The 16069-nt window shown below is 40.2% G+C and carries 8 protein-coding genes; 5 read left to right on the forward strand and 3 right to left on the reverse strand.

Features of this window, described 5'->3' with window-relative positions; translation table 11 throughout:
• Positions 1-12 precede the first annotated feature (12 nt).
• From treY to glgX, 3 genes are read right to left on the reverse strand one after another with little or no spacing between them, the layout of a single operon-like run.
• Positions 13-2481 (reverse strand): malto-oligosyltrehalose synthase, encoded by a 2469-nt coding sequence (treY, locus tag ACQY4U_RS10600; RefSeq protein WP_428329374.1) that lies wholly within the window; start codon positions 2479-2481, stop codon positions 13-15.
• A 1-nt stretch (position 2482) separates the two neighbouring features.
• A complete protein-coding gene (gene treZ, locus ACQY4U_RS10605; RefSeq protein WP_428329375.1) occupies positions 2483-4267 on the reverse strand; it encodes a malto-oligosyltrehalose trehalohydrolase in 1785 nt (594 codons plus the stop codon).
• Positions 4260-6383: a glycogen debranching protein GlgX gene (gene glgX, locus ACQY4U_RS10610; protein ID WP_428329376.1), complete on the reverse strand. Its 2124-nt coding sequence runs from the start codon at positions 6381-6383 to the stop codon at positions 4260-4262. Before glgX ends, treZ begins: the two co-directional genes overlap by 8 nt.
• 116 nt (positions 6384-6499) lie before the next feature.
• On the opposite strand from glgX, the gene ACQY4U_RS10615 reads away from it, so the two are divergent.
• The 5 genes from ACQY4U_RS10615 to ACQY4U_RS10635 all read left to right on the forward strand — a co-directional run bounded on the left by ACQY4U_RS10615 (position 6500) and on the right by ACQY4U_RS10635 (position 16062).
• Positions 6500-6859: a response regulator gene (locus tag ACQY4U_RS10615; RefSeq protein ID WP_428329378.1), complete on the forward strand. Its 360-nt coding sequence runs from the start codon at positions 6500-6502 to the stop codon at positions 6857-6859.
• Between the two features lie 76 nt (positions 6860-6935).
• Positions 6936-8663 (forward strand): FAD/NAD(P)-binding protein, encoded by a 1728-nt coding sequence (locus ACQY4U_RS10620; RefSeq protein WP_428329379.1) that lies wholly within the window; start codon positions 6936-6938, stop codon positions 8661-8663.
• Between the two features lie 370 nt (positions 8664-9033).
• Positions 9034-10602, forward strand: a complete 1569-nt coding sequence (gene treA / locus ACQY4U_RS10625) for an alpha,alpha-trehalase TreA (RefSeq protein ID WP_428329380.1) — start codon at positions 9034-9036, stop codon at positions 10600-10602.
• A 202-nt stretch (positions 10603-10804) separates the two neighbouring features.
• Positions 10805-12427: a DUF6377 domain-containing protein gene (locus ACQY4U_RS10630; RefSeq protein ID WP_428329382.1), complete on the forward strand. Its 1623-nt coding sequence runs from the start codon at positions 10805-10807 to the stop codon at positions 12425-12427.
• A 644-nt stretch (positions 12428-13071) separates the two neighbouring features.
• On the forward strand, positions 13072-16062 hold the full coding sequence (locus ACQY4U_RS10635) for a SusC/RagA family TonB-linked outer membrane protein (RefSeq protein WP_428329383.1): 2991 nt from the start codon (positions 13072-13074) through the stop codon (positions 16060-16062).
• Positions 16063-16069: the final 7 nt, after the last annotated feature.

Consider the following 16069-nt stretch of genomic DNA (forward strand, 5'->3'; position numbering starts at 1 on the left):
TATATCTGTTTATTAACCCAGCTTTAACAAAGCAAAAGGTACAACGGTAAAAATATCCTTGATCTTGATTTGCTGCTCTTGTTTTCCCTTGATATTTAATATCAGGTTTTCAAAAGCCTCTGGTGCAGCGGCAGGTATTATCAGCTGTGTATCGCCCCAATCTGTAATAGTGGTATCTGCCAGGTTTAAAGGTACTACAGTAATATACCAGGTTTGCTCATAGCTTCTTGCAAAGGCAAAAACCTTTGTTGCATACTTTCCCTTAATTTCCAGTGGAATATAGTCGCCTGCTGCAAAAAGTGCGGCGTTTGCTTTGCGCTCATGCAGCAATAACTGCACCAGCCAAAGTTTTATCTGCCCGTTAAATTTGTTATCCCAAAGGCCTTGCAACGATGAGTTTTTAGCCAGTAAAGTATCATTCCGGTGATGGTTAACCGGTCGCCTGTTATCAGGGTCAACCAGGCTCAAATCCCAATGTTCGCTACCCTGGTAAATATCCGGGATACCCGGGCAGGTAAATTTAAGCAACACTTGTGCTAAAGAGTTTATTATACCAAATTCAGCAACTTTATGGTGAAAGGCCGTAAAGCTCTTCCAAAATGGCTTGTGCTTATCTAATAGTTTAACAGCAAATTCTTTTACGGCATCCTCATACTTTTCATTTGGCTCTGCCCATGTTGAATGGAGTTTTGCTTCGCGCATGGTTTTTTGCAGGTACTCCAGTAGGCGTTCCTCAAAGTTATTAGCATCCTCTCCTGGCATAGGGTAGGCACCTACCAGGGTTTGGTAAATAAAATATTCATCATTAGCGTCGGGCGCTCCTGCATGCTTAATTTTGCTGTTCATCTGCTGCCATTCGGCCACGGTGCTTAACCAGGCATCTGCCATGTCTGGCAATACGTTTAACCTGGCCCGCATATCCTCGCCGCGTTTGGTATCGTGGGTGGCGGTAGCATTCATAGTTAAGGGCCAATGTTTTTGCCGGTTCAGCATTGCTTTATGAAATTCAGCCTGACTGATACTAAAAGAATCAGGCGCATCGCCTACTTCATTATGTGCAATAAAGCGGTTATAGGTATACATTAGGGTATCCTCAACCCCTTTTGCCATTAATGGCCCGGTAAACTGCATACAGCGCATATAAAAATGCAGGGCTTTATCATTTTTGTTCGAATGGAAAAAGGCTGTTTCCAATAACTTAACCGCAGCCGTAAGTTTATTATGCTTGCTTTTTATGGCAGATAGTACATTGTTAACCTGCGCCGCTTCTTCTTTATTTAATGGGAAGCTATTGCCATAAAAACGATATTGCGGGCAATGAATCAGGAATTGAGCGATGGATTGTTTCAAATCTTCCGCTGGCACGGTTCCCGGCTCTGCAATATCTGAAGCCCAAAATAAAGAACTCAGGTTATCCAGTTCACCATTCATCTGGCTATCCAAAAAATCTGCTTTTTTATCGTGTACCTGCTCTATTACCGGGTCGGTATTATGGGTAAGTGTTTTATAAAAGCTGGTAAATTTGTTGCTGTTAGCCGGGCTTGTAAGCAGGTTATTTACCATAGCTAAAAAATCATAGCCGGTATTACCCTCAATAGGCCATAAAGGCATTTGTTCGCCTTTTTCTAATATTTTTTCAACCACGATGTACGTTTCATCGCCAACAGCTTTACGTAATTTTGTGAGGTATGCAGTAGGATCATATAACCCGTCAATGTGGTCAATTCTTATCCCCTGAAAGATATCGTCATCAACTAATTGAACAATTAGCTGATGAAACTGATTGAACACTTCATCACTTTGCATATTTAAACAGATCAAACTGTTCACAGTAAAAAAGCGCCTAAAATTTATCCGGTGATCTGTTTCTGTATAACTGCACAGGCGATAATACTGGTCTGCGGCAATTTGTGATAACTGTTTTTTATTAATGGATTTTACATCCTGAGCTTTAGGGTACGACTCCGGCTTAAGCGGCCATATTTGTTCGGCATATTTAAACACATACTTATTGCCAATCCTTTCTATCTTTAAGTCGCCGTTATTAATTGCGTCTTCTAAATCAGCCCCTAAAAAGGGAACCATCAGCTTGCCATTAAACAACAGGTTATCGGTAAGTGTTTGATCAAAAAAAGATGCATAAGCAGATGCCGGGCCATTTTCAAGTGCATCCATTAACCACTTATTATCAGCAGCGTAGGCCATGTGATTAGGCACAATATCCTGTATCCAGCCAATATGATGTTCTTTCAGCTTTTTGCTGATTGCCGTTAATTGCTTGATGGTGCCTATCTCCGGGTTGATTGACAATGGATCAATACCATCATAACCATGCATACTGTCGGGTACCGAGCTAAATATCGGCGAAGCATAAACAGTACTTACTCCAAGTTTTATTAAGTATGGAATGATGTTTTCAAAATCATCAAAATTAAACCCTTTATGGAACTGGATACGATAGGTGCTTACCGGGTTATACATATTAATTGGTATAGATAATGATAGACTGTGGCTGCATATTTTGGGTTGAAGAATTTATTCCTACCCATTTGGCATCCGCTGAATTTAAAACCACTTTCCAATCTTCTTTTTCAGGCAAATGGATAGGTAGTTCTCTTTCTGAAAAATTCATCAGGCAGCATACCTTTTGGTCCTGATGCCAGCGTTGCAGTATTAATGTTTGCTGCTCCTGGTTACAGGATACAGATAAATTCGCTCTATTTAAATTGCTAAGGGCGGGTAATGATTTTCTTAACGCTATCAATGTTTTATAATAATTCAGCATAACGTTATTAATCTTATCCCATTGCAATTTTGACCTTTCAAAAGTTTCCTTAGCCTGCGGATCAGGCGCTTCTCCTTTATTATGAAAGGAGGCAAACTCTTCCTTTCGGCCTTTGCGTACTACTTCAGCCAGTTCGGGATCCGTATGGCTTACAAAAAACTGGAAAGGGCTTTGTGCGCTCCATTCTTCGCCCATAAAAAGCAGGGGAAGATAGGGGCTAACCATAACTGCTGCAGCCATTAGTTTTTGCATCTCGAAACTAAAAAGCTGGCTACTCCGCTCGCCAAGCATACGGTTGCCCACCTGGTCGTGATTTTGTGAGAAAACAATAAATTGATTACCGGGGTTTCCCGATGCTTTATTGCCAAAAACTTTATCACGGTGACTTGAATAAACCCCGTCATACACATAAGCATCCCGGTATGATTTTGCCAGATCGGCAATGCTTTTAAAGTCGGAATAATAGCCATCCTGCTCACCTCCGGCCGTTACCCGCAAGGCATGGTGAAATTCATCTATCCATTGGGCATCGGCGCCATAACCGCATTTTTTAATCGGGTCGATAAACCGGTGGTCGTTCAGATCAAATTCTATCAACAGGTAATGTGCCTTACCTGTCAAAGCCATCAGTTTATCCGTTTCCTCTTTAATTTCCTGCAGGATATGTTTGGGGCTAAAATCTTTTAAAGCATGTACCGCATCCATGCGCAAAGCATCAATATGAAAATCGCGGAACCACATCAGTACATTTTCAATAAAGTACCTGCGTACCGCATCGCACCCGGCATCGTCAAAATTTATAGCATTACCCCATGGGGTTTTATATTTTTGAGTAAAGTAAGGGCCATACTCTCCCAAATAGTTCCCATCGGGGCCTATATGGTTGTATACAACATCCAATATTACTGCTAAGTTTTTTTGGTGGCAGGCGTTCACTAAATGCATTAATGCTTTACTGCCACCATAGGAGTTTTGAACCGCGAAAGGGAATACCCCGTCATATCCCCAATTCCTATCTCCCGGAAACTGGGCAACCGGCATAATTTCAATAGCCGTAATACCTAATTCAATTAAATAATCAAGCTTAGCTTCAATTCCTGCAAAATTGCCCTCGGGCGTAAATGTGCCGGTATGCAGTTCGTAAATAATATAGTCATCCTGCGGCGGGTTTTTCCATTTACTGTCTTCCCAGGCAAAATTATGCAGGTTTATGGCTTGGGATGGTCCGTGTACACCTTCCGGTTGTGATAACGAAGCAGGGTCGGGCAATGCTTTACCATCTAAAACAAAATGGTAGGTATCACCAGGCTTCAGGCGCAGGGAAGTTAAATCCCAATACCCGAAGCTGGTTTTTTCTAATAGCAGGTCGGCCTTGCTATTAGCTAACCTTAATGATACTTCACGGGCAGTTGGTGCCCAAAGGCAGATTTGTGCTACCCCTTGTTCATCAAAATTTACCCCAACCGTCCTTTTATCAATCATTAGTTACTGCCTGTTGTAATAAAATTATTGAGCGGCCGCTTACTGTAATCACATCGTTTACAACGTTGGCTTTTTCTTCAGGCTGGCCTTCGCCTGTATCTAAAACCTTTTTCCATTCCCTACCACGTATTTTTTCAGGTATCACATAATCCAATGGCTCATGGTAGGCATTGAAAATCAGGTAAAAATTATCATCTATAACATTTTCGCCTTTTTGATCTACATAATGGAGTCCTTTACCGTTTAAGAAAATTGCAAGTGATTTTGCAAAATCGTTGCTCCAGTTTTCTTCACCCATTTCATTGCCTTCGGGTAAAAACCAGCCTATATCTTCAACTCCCTCGTCAGTTGGCCTGCCTCTGAACCAGCGCCGCCTGCGAAATGCCGGATGCTCCTGGCGCAGTGCGATCAGCTTTTGTGTAAAGCCCAGTAATTCTTTATCCATACTATCCCAGTTTAACCACGATATTTCGTTATCCTGGCAATAAGCATTGTTATTTCCCTGTTGTGTACGGCCAAACTCATCACCGGCAACCAACATGGGTACTCCCTGCGATAGAAAAAGAGTGGTTAGTAGATTCTTCTTTTGTTGTTCCCTTAATTTATTTATCGTTTCATCATCTGTAGGCCCTTCAACGCCGCAGTTCCACGACCGGTTATTGCTTTCGCCATCGTTATTATCCTCGCCATTAGCATCGTTATGCTTATCATTATAGGTCACCAGGTCGTTAAGGGTAAAACCATCATGTGCTGTAATGAAATTGATGCTTGCAGTTGGTTTGCGGTTATCGTCCTGGTACAAGTCTGCACTGCCGGTAAGCCTTTGTGCAAATTCTCCTAAAACGCTGTCTGCACCGCGCCAGTAGTCGCGCATACAATCGCGGAACTTTCCGTTCCATTCGCCCCATCCCGGCGGGAATTTGCCAACCTGGTAGCCATCTTCACCAATATCCCAGGGCTCGGCTATCAGCTTCACCTGCGAAATAACAGGATCCTGGTAAATAATCTCAAAAAACGAACTCAATTTATTCACCTCGCGCAGTTCGCGGGCAAGGGTGGCAGCCAGGTCAAATCTAAACCCATCAACGTGCATTTCTGTTATCCAATAGCGCAGGCTATCCATAATGTAACGCAGTACATTGGGCAGCATAGCATTTAGGGTATTGCCTGTGCCGGTATAATCCATATAATACCTTTTATCTTCTGTTAACCGGTAGTATGAAGCATTATCAATTCCTTTAAATGATAGGGTTGGCCCTAACTGGTTGCCTTCGCCGGTATGGTTATAAACCACATCCAAAATCACTTCAATCCCCGCTTTATGCAGTTCTTTAACCATTTCCTTAAATTCCTGCACCTGCTCACCTAAAACACCATTACCTGCATAGCGTACATCCGGAGCGAAAAAGCCTATGCTGTTATAACCCCAGTAATTTGACAGGCCTTTTTCGGCTAAATTATTATCACTTATAAACTGATGAACAGGCATCAGCTCAATTGCTGTTACACCAAGTTTTTTAAGGTACTCTATAGTTGCCGGATGCCCAATGCCGCAGTATTTACCCCGCATTTCTTCAGGAATATCTGCGCAGAGCTGAGTAAATCCTTTTACATGCGCCTCGTAAATAATGGATTGATGGTAGGGAATGTTCAATCTTTTATCATCTCCCCAGTCAAAATTCTGGTCTATTACTACCGACTTTGGAATATATGGCGCACTATCAGTTTCGCTAAAACTTAAATCTTCTGCCTCGCTGCCTATTTCATAAGCATACAGGGCATCGTTCCATTCAATTACACCGGCAATTGATTTGGCATAAGGGTCTATCAATAATTTATTGCGATTAAACCGATGTCCGTTTTCAGGCTCAAAAGGGCCGTCAACACGGTAACCATATAATTGCCCCGGCTTTAAGCCTGGTAAATAGGCATGCCAAACCTCGTGCGATCTTTCGCTTAATGTTATTTTTTGTTGTTCGGTCTTATCATCTTCGCTGCTAAATAAGCAAAGTTCAACGCCTGTGGCGTTATCAGCGTAAAGCGCAAAATTTACGCCCTCGCCATCCCATGTTGCTCCAAGAGGGTAAGGTTTACCCGGGTATACTTTTTGATCCATACCCACTAAAATGGAAATCGCCCTGAAATGTTTTTACAATCTAAAAAATATACGTAGAGCTGAATAAACAAAAACTTATGCAGCATTGTTAATAACCTATAAACCTATTGAATAACATGATGAAGGTATTAGCTATTACAAACGACAATCAATTATTAAAACTGCTCGGTGGGCAATTATCATCCCTGGGGTTTAAAATGGATAGCTTTCATGATGGTGATAATATTTTTGATGCGATTGCGTCAAGCAAACCTGATGTACTATTGGTCGACTTTATTTTGGGCGATACCAATGCCGCTGCTATATGCCACCAGGTTACTTCCGATGCTTGTTTACAAAAAATACCAATTGTCATTCTTTCAGATCTTCCTGACATTGATCAGTTAGCTGCTAAGCTTGGCAGTTTTTCAGTGATTAAAAAACCGGTGAGTGCGCTTGAAATAGCTGACGAATTAGCCGAAGCTGTAAATCAATAAATAATGTTGGCACTTACACCTTATGCCTAAAACACTACCCTGCAATTACTGTTAACGAGTGAAGCTTAAATTAAAAATGGAAAACGAAAAACGTATTGCTATTGTAGGAGGGGGGCCAAGCGGCTTATTTATGTTTAAGCGTTTGGTTGAGTCGGGCAGTAAGCAACTCAGCATAACTGTATTTGAGCGTAAAAACAAATTAGGTGCGGGTATGCCTTATAGCAACGAAGGTGCAAATGATGAACATATTACCAATGTTTCGAGCAATGAGATCCCTTTATTGGTTACTACCCTTGAAGATTGGGTTAAAACTGTACCAAAAGATACATTGGATAAGTTTCATTTAGATGCTGATAAGTTTAACTCCTACAAAGTACTCCCGCGGTTGCTTTTTGGCCAGTACCTTACCACGCAATTTAATTTGCTGGAAAAAAAGGCTAAAGAGGCTGGAGTAAATTATGAAATTCAGTATAACAGCAGCGTAACAGATATTATTGATAACCCATTACAGCAAATTGTTGAGGTAGAAATAGCTAACAAAAATAAATATCAGTTTGACCAGGTTATTATCTGTACCGGTCATAACTGGCCGGTTAAGCATGAAGGAATTATTCCCGGGTATTTTGAATCACCCTATCCGCCAAGTAAACTGGCTATGCGCATTGATCACCCGGTTGCTATTAAAGGCTCATCATTAACAGCTGTAGATGCGGTAAGAACACTCGCCCGCTACAACGGTACATTTAATAAGGATAGCCAAGGGCAGGTTACTTACCAGCTTTTGGATAAAAATTCTGCTTTTAAATTAGTGATGCATACCCGGAACGGGATGCTGCCTGCCGTTAGATTTCACCTAGAAGATTCGCATCTGTTAAACGACTCACTTTTGACTGAAGAAGAAATTGCAGCGCATATTAAAGCAAATGATGGCTTTTTATCTTTAGACTACATTTTTGAAAATGATTTTAAATTACCCATAAAAGATAAAGAACCGGCGTTTTATGATAAGATAAAAAACATGAGCCTGGAAGAATTTGTTGCCGCTATGATTGCTTTGAGGGAGGAAATGGACCCGTTCCAATTGTTGAAAGCGGAATATGCCGAGGCAGAGAAATCAATTAAATATAAAAAATCGGTTTATTGGAAAGAGATGCTTGGCGTATTGAGCTTTGCACTAAATTACCCGGCAAAATATCTGTCGGCCGAAGATATGCAACGGCTGCAAAAAACTTTACATCCCCTTATCTCTATCGTTATCGCCTACATTCCGCAAAGCTCAAGCGAAGAACTGATTGCGCTTCATCATGCAGGGGTTTTAGATCTGATCCCCGTTGGGGAAGATAGTAAAGCAGAACCTGAAACAGAAGGTGGTGCAACCTATCATTATACAGATGATGCGGGTAATCAACAAAGTATTTATTATAAAACGTACGTTGATTGTGTAGGGCAGCCACATTTAGAATTTGAGGAATTCCCCTTCAGGAGTTTGGTTTCCGGAAAAACGCTTAGCCCTGCAAAACTCAAATTCAGGTCAGCTAATGCGGCAAATAAAGCAAGGGAAGCAGGTAAAACCGTGATACAGGAAGCTAATGGAGATTATTATTTAAAAGTTTCGGGCATTACTATTAATGATCACTTTCAGGTTGTGGATGAATACGGCGCCTATAATGAGCGAATTTACATTATGGCTGTACCTTACATTGGTGGCTATAACCCAGATTATTCTGGTCTTGACTTTAGTGAGGCAGCTTCAACCGCAATAATTAAGGCCATTATCCCCAAAGATGAAACATTAGTTGCCTGATCATAAATAAATACAGCCATTGTTAAAAAAGGGAAGTTACCGATTTTTGATAAATCAACTTTAACCTTTGGAAGCTATTTACCGCTGTTTTTGTATGAATACTTTATATTAAGTTTATATTTTTATTACCTGATGGTTTATTAATGTGTTTATTATCAGTAGTTTAATATTGATAAAAAATATTTATCCTGAAATTTTTAATAAACAAATAGGTTTTGCTAAGCCTTACTTTTTACTTTGTATTTACAGCACATAATTAGCTGATGCCTTTCAGCTATAACCAATTATAAAATTTATTTACGTAAAGGTAGTTTTCAAATACCTTTCGGTTAAATAACAAATTAACAGGTGCTTATAAAGATTTAGTATCATGGTAAAAAAATTACTGCTTACGCTATCATTTGTAATATCATTAGGCCTTGTTACAGCGCAAACACTTTCTCCGCGCCAGTTATTTCCGGGCTTGTTTGAGGCCGTGCAGTTATCAACTATTTATCCAGATAATAAAACCTTTGTTGATGCAGTACCCCGGCGCAATCCTTCGCTTATTATGAGCGATTACCTGGCGCAAAAAGATAAACCGGGTTTTAATTTATCACAGTTTGTAGACGAGAATTTTATAAACCCTAATACTAAAAGCGACGGCTTTAAAAGCGACATCAGTTTAGGGATCCGTAAGCATATTGACACCTTATGGCAAGTGCTATACCGCAGGCACGATACGGTAGCAAAATATTCGTCGCTATTACCCTTGCCAAATGATTTTATAATACCCGGCGGCCGTTTCCGCGAAACTTATTACTGGGACTCTTACTTTACAATGCTTGGCTTGCAGGAGAGCCATAAAACAGAGATAATTCATAACATGATTGGCAATTTTGCTTACATGATTGATAAATATGGCTTTATTCCTAATGGTACCCGTACTTATTATTTAACACGTTCACAACCACCATTTTTTTCAATAATGCTTGATCTGCTGGCTAAAGATGAAGGAGGAAATGTACTGGTAAAATATCAGCCTGAACTTTTAAAAGAATATGCCTTTTGGATGAGCGGTGCCGCAAAATTAAAACCAGGGCAGGCATACCGCATGGCCGTACGCATGCCTGGCGGCGAAGTTATGAATCGTTACTGGGACGATTCGGACAAGCCACGCGAAGAATCATTTAAAAAAGATGTGGAGGCTGCAAAAAATACCAAACAAAAACAGACTGATTTTTATAGAAACATTCGTGCTGCAGCCGAATCCGGCTGGGATTTCAGCACCCGCTGGATGGATACAACCGGGAAGTTAGAAACCATAGAAACAACCTTTATTATCCCTGTTGATTTAAACTGCCTGTTATATCACCTGGAGTTATCCATCGCAAAATCTTATAAATTACAAGGCAACGCCAGTAAAAGCAACCTTTATATAGAGAAGGCCGATTTACGCAGAAGAGCGATATTAAAATATTGCTGGAGCGAAAAAAATAGCTGGTTTATGGATTACAACTGGAAACAGCAGCATATTACCCCTAACTTAACCCTGGCAGGCACTTATCCGCTTGAATTTAAGATAGCAAGCCCGGCTCAGGCTGCTAAAGTTGCGGCAGTACTTCAAAAAAACTTTTTAAAACCAGGTGGCTTGGTTACCACATTTAAACGATCAGGGCAGCAATGGGACAGCCCTAATGCCTGGGCACCATTGCAATACATGGCTATTGATGGCCTAAGTAATTACCACCAGAATGCTTTGGCCCGTACCATTGCCGAAAACTGGATCAAAACAAACATTAAGGTTTTTAATGATACCGGTAAGCTGATGGAAAAATACAACGTAGTTGATACCGATGTAAAAGCCGGCGGGGGCGAATATCCTTTACAGGATGGCTTCGGTTGGACAAACGGCGTATTATTAAATTTAATTAACCGATTCCATACCGATGTTTTGTAGCTGCTAAATCTTCTTTAGCCTTATACTTTCAATGTTATAACAGCGATTTTACAAACTCTTTTCCGGGATTATTAGCCCGGTTTCCCTTCAAACTTTCTAAATTTATAGTTACTCACAAAGTAATCAGGTTTACCTGCCCAAAATCGTTTTTTAATTTTATTTTTAAAGTATAGCTTAGCCTTTCCAGATAAACCATTTTGTTATGAGGATTTTCTTATCAACTTTATTATTGGTACTTTTTACTTTTTCAGCATTCTCATCGGGCAAAACTGATAGTTTGTTGGCGGTACTAAAAACAGAGCTGACAAAAAAGAGTATTTATGATGGTCAGAAAGAAATTGTTATCAATAAACTAAAGCATTCCTTGGCAAACACTGCCCAAAATAACTATAAGGCACAGTATAAAATTTGTGGTGAAATATATGAGCAGTACAAGGTTTACCAGTTTGATTCCGCTTATGTTTATACACAAAAGCTGCTTAACATAAGCCGGGTATCTCACGATCTGCCTAAAGAATATGAAAGCAAGATACGCCTTGGTTTTATCCTGCTTTCGTCGGGTATGTTTAAGGAAACCTTTGACTGTTTGAATCATATAGATACGCGGCTGCTTACCAATGATTTAAAGGTTGAATATTATGGCTTAAAGGCCAGGGCCTGTTCTGACCTGGGCGACTATAACAACGATAAATATTATTCGCCCGAAGATAATGCGCTATGCATAAAGTATTTAGATTCGGCTATAGCGATTTCAAAACCCGGGTCGTTTGACAGGTTATCAAAACAAGGCGACAGGCAAATCAGAACAGGGGATACCAAACTGCCATCACCCTATTATCTGCAATTACTAAATGATCCCACTATCACGGCTCATCAGCGGGCCATGACGGCTACCGGCTTAAGCTATTTCTACATGGGGCCCAATCAGTCGGAGGATAGGATTAACCTGCTCATTATTGGTGCAATAAATGATATTCGGTCATCTACAAAAGAAACGCTGGCCATTTTTAAATTGGGCGAGGAACTTTACCGCCAGGATAATGCAAAAGATGCCTATGTATTTATTCAGCAGGCTATGGACGATGCCCAGTATTACGGTGCAAGGCTGCGTAAAATAAAAATAGGAGCCGTTTTGCCAGTAGTTGCTGCACAAAAAATCATCGCGGTTGAGAAAGAGAAGAACAAATTCCTGATCTACTTTTTGCTGATTGGGGTAGTTGCGGTGCTCATTGCGCTTATATCATTTATTGAATTTAACCAGTTAAAACGCTTAAAGGCTAAGGAGCGGATAATAGAAGAAAAAAACATGCAGCTTGAGCTCATTAACGGCAGGCTTACTGAAGATACCCGCATTAAAGAAGAATATATAGGCTATTTCTTTAATGCAATATCAGGCTATATATTAAAGCTCGAAAAAATAAAGCGTAGCGTTGAGCGCAAGCTAACTACCAAAAAATACGATGAGATATTAATAACCGTAAACGAAATAAATATTAAGAAGGAGCGGGAGGCCTTGTTTTACACATTCGATCATATCTTTCTTAAAATTTTCCCCAATTTTATTACTGTTTTTAACTCCTATCTTAAAAAGGAAGACCAGATCTGGCCTAAGGATAACGAAGTATTAAACACCGATCTGCGCATATTTGCCCTGATGCGCCTGGGGATAAGTGATAATGAAGCCGTTGCCAATATATTAGAGTATTCGGTAAACACCATTTACGTTTATAAGATGCGCATAAGGGCTAAAGCACTTGTGCCCAATGATCAGTTTGAACATAAAATAATGGCAATAAAAGCGGTTGATGCTATAACCAAGAGTTAAATACTATTGAGGTGCATAAATCACGCCCTAAATGGCATTAAATAATATACCTAAAAACCATATCCAAACATAAATAACTTAAAAATTATTGAATTAAGTTTATATTTTTCGCAATAAGAATTTAATTAATTATCTGTTTATCAGTTAATTGAATTTTTATTTGCTGATATTTTTTTTAAATTACCCCTAAACCAGTTCAAAATATACTCCGCTACCTATTACTTTGTATAAACATCAAGGGGTTATGTACCAATAGCATTATTTTAATGTTTTAACCCTTTTGATTCCTGAAGAAAACCGGCTTATAAACCAAAAAGAATAAAAATATTGTTTAAGTAAAGCGGCAATAATTGTTTTGCTGTTACCCGGTAAGGAGTTAACTCCTGTTTTACCAAAATTAAAGCGCATGCAATTTTTTGTATGCCTGTTTGGCTGCATTTTATTTATTTGAAAAACCTATATACTACCTATGCTTAAAATTAATAAAAACCACCATCCACCTCCTTGATTTTTTTACTTGCCTTAAGTATTGCGCAATGGTATTAATCAATGAATTAATATTAATTGTTAAATACATTCGGTAATTAAATTAATAAATTTATAGTTACATTTACTTAGCCAATTTAAATTTCAAACCAAAAATTATGCAGTTAAAATTTTTACTTAACGCAGGTTATTTTGCCATTTTATGTTTCTTCTTTACGCTGCCAGCTATGGCACAAAATAAAGTAGTTTCGGGCAAGGTAACCGATGCTCATGATGGCTCATCGCTGCCGGGAGTATCAGTAGTAGCAAAGGGTTCAACTATTGGAACCAATACCGATATCGCCGGTAATTTCAAACTTTCAGTTCCCGAATCAACAACAACCCTGGTGGTTTCTTTTTTAGGCTTTACCAGCCAGGAAGTAAGCGCCACAAGCGGTCAGGCTATCCTCATTAAACTTCAGTCATCTTCAACTGCTTTAAACGAAGTGGTGGTTATCAGCGTGGGTTACGGTTCGCAACGCAAAAAGGATGTTACCGGCGCGGTTGAAAGCATTTCGGCCAAGGATTTTAACCAGGGCGTTATTATTAACCCGCTCGATCAGATCCAGGGTAAGGTAGCCGGTTTGGTTATAACCCAGGGTGGGGGCGATCCAAACAGCGGTATTGGTTCAATGGGCGGCGCAAAATCAACCGTACGTTTACGCGGACAAACATCCGTTAGTGGTGATCAATCTCCATTATTTGTGGTTGATGGTGTGCCTTTGGATAATGCTCTTGAATTTCAGAATATTGCCCCGGGAGATATTGAATCATACGATGTGTTAAAGGATGCCTCGGCAACTTCTATTTACGGTTCACGTGGTGCCAATGGGGTTATCATCGTAAATACCAAAAGGGGCAAGGCTGGCAAAACTGTGGTTGATTACAGCGGATACGTAAGTGTATCTAACCAAAGCAAATATTATAACCTGTTAACAACGCCCGAATATTTGGCGGCTGTTCCTGATGTGGCCAACAGGCCAACTGCCCAGGGCGAATCGGATAATACCAATACCAACTGGCAAAAGGCTATTACACGCACCGCTTATACTGAAAGTAATAACCTGGCCATATCTGGTGGCGGCGGCGGTTTCAACTATCGAGGATCATTAAATTACCAGAACCAGCAGGGTGTTATCATCAACAGTGGAAAACAACAATTGGGTATCCGTTTTAACGCAGAACAAAAGGCGCTTAACGATAAGCTGGATATTATATTAGGAATTTCGAATGTTAACAGCAACCGGAGTTTAGTGAACTACGCAGATATTGGCTATGTTTTTAATGCTTTGCCAACAATCCCGGTTAAGTTACCTAACGGCCAGTTTAATGATTTTGCTGCAGGCTTTAATGCATATAACCCTGCCCAGTATTTAACAAACACCTACGACAGGCATAACGAGTATTTAACAAATATAAATGCTACCATTAATTACACCATAGCTCCCGGCCTTGTATTAGGTACTACCGGAGCATCGAGCCGTAATAATGTGCAAACGCATTTGTTTATACCGAGTTTTTCGGCACAAAACAGCAATAGCGTAGCCTCTGATACTACGTTTAATACAAACTCTTACAAAGGCGACGTTCATATTAACTATGATAAGCGTTTTGGTAAAAACACCATTTCAGCAACCGGCGTTTATGAGTACAGTGTTTTTTATAACCAAAATTACTATGCTTCGGCACAACAGTTATTGGTTCCTTCGGGCCTGGATAATAACCTGGGTACCGGTTTAACCCCTGTTGGCAATCCTATAGGTTCATACAAAGACGAATACGAGCTGCAATCCTATCTTGCCCGTATAAATTATAATTACGATAGTCGTTTTTATGCTACAGGTTCCATCAGGAGTGATAAATCGAGCAAATTCGGTGCTAATAACCAAACGGGCTATTTCCCTGCATTTGATTTGGCTTACCGCTTAAAACGCGATTTGTTAAGTAAAGTAGATTGGATAAGCGACCTGAAAATAAGGGCCGGAATTGGTGAAACAGGTAATGCAAATGGTATTGGCCCGTACACCAACTTAGGCTTGGTAGGCCCAGGGCAACGCTTTTTGGATAACAGCAGCGGCAGCGCTATCTATCCATCAAGTTATGCACCTACCCAAAATCCTAACCCTAACTTAAAATGGGAAACAAGGATTGGCCGTAACGTAGGTATCGATTTTTCGTTGCTTAATGACCGTTTATCGGGAGATCTGAACTATTATAACGATAAAACAAAAGATCTGCTGTTTGCCAATTCAGTACCGCAACCACCAAATATTTTTCCAACAACGTTTTCAAACGTTGGATCATTAACCAATAAAGGCTTTGAAGCCCAGCTAACCGGCCAGATATTAAAAGGTGATGGCCTTAACTGGACAGCCTCAGGAAATATCAACTTTACAAAAACCAGGATCCAGAGTTTATCAGGTTCCCTTAATGGCGTACCTATTAACACAACCTTTATAAATGCGGGTAATGCGCAGGGACAAGGCTTAAGCTCAAACCCTATAACACGCTTAACGCCGGGTTACTCGCCTTATGTATTTTATCTGCCTCATTACACAGGTGTAGATTCAAAGGGAGTAGAAACATTTGACGGAAAAACTATTGCCAACTGGGCAGGTAATGTTCCGCCAAGTCATTATATCGACCCGGCTCCTAAATTCAATTATGGGTTAAGCAATACCTTTAATTACCAAAGCTGGACCTTAAGCTTCTTTTTACGCGGTGTTTACGGACAGAAGATATTTGACAACACCCTGCTTGATTACGAGTCTGTTACCCGTTTGCCATCAACCAATACCACCCGCGCTGCTTTAACCAATGGCGTAACCAGTGGCCCGGTTGCATCAGACAGGTGGCTTGAGAATGCATCGTTCCTGAAACTTGATAACGCCTCTATAGGCTACACCTTTAGCCATATTAAGGGTGTTAATTTTATAAGGGTTTACGTTGCTGGCAATAACTTATTTACAATTACCAAATACAGGGGTCTTGATCCGGAGGTTTCAACCGGTATAGGATCACAAAGTTATATTGATGCTGATTACGGTGGCTTTGCTTATTATCCGCCGGTAAGGTCGTTCACTTTTGGTACCAATGTTTCATTTAAATAGTAGATGT

The sequence above is a fragment of the Mucilaginibacter sp. genome (genome assembly GCF_965277465.1).
Taxonomy (GTDB): Bacteria; Bacteroidota; Bacteroidia; order Sphingobacteriales; family Sphingobacteriaceae; genus Mucilaginibacter.

Coding starts and splice junctions, on each gene's coding strand:
- treY (WP_428329374.1), bottom strand. CDS start 2,481: ATGTATAACCCGGTAAGCACCTATCGTATCCAGTTCCATAAAGGGTTT.
- treZ (WP_428329375.1), bottom strand. CDS start 4,267: ATGATTGATAAAAGGACGGTTGGGGTAAATTTTGATGAACAAGGGGTA.
- glgX (WP_428329376.1), bottom strand. CDS start 6,383: ATGGATCAAAAAGTATACCCGGGTAAACCTTACCCTCTTGGAGCAACA.
- ACQY4U_RS10615 (WP_428329378.1), top strand. CDS start 6,500: ATGATGAAGGTATTAGCTATTACAAACGACAATCAATTATTAAAACTG.
- ACQY4U_RS10620 (WP_428329379.1), top strand. CDS start 6,936: ATGGAAAACGAAAAACGTATTGCTATTGTAGGAGGGGGGCCAAGCGGC.
- treA (WP_428329380.1), top strand. CDS start 9,034: ATGGTAAAAAAATTACTGCTTACGCTATCATTTGTAATATCATTAGGC.
- ACQY4U_RS10630 (WP_428329382.1), top strand. CDS start 10,805: ATGAGGATTTTCTTATCAACTTTATTATTGGTACTTTTTACTTTTTCA.
- ACQY4U_RS10635 (WP_428329383.1), top strand. CDS start 13,072: ATGCAGTTAAAATTTTTACTTAACGCAGGTTATTTTGCCATTTTATGT.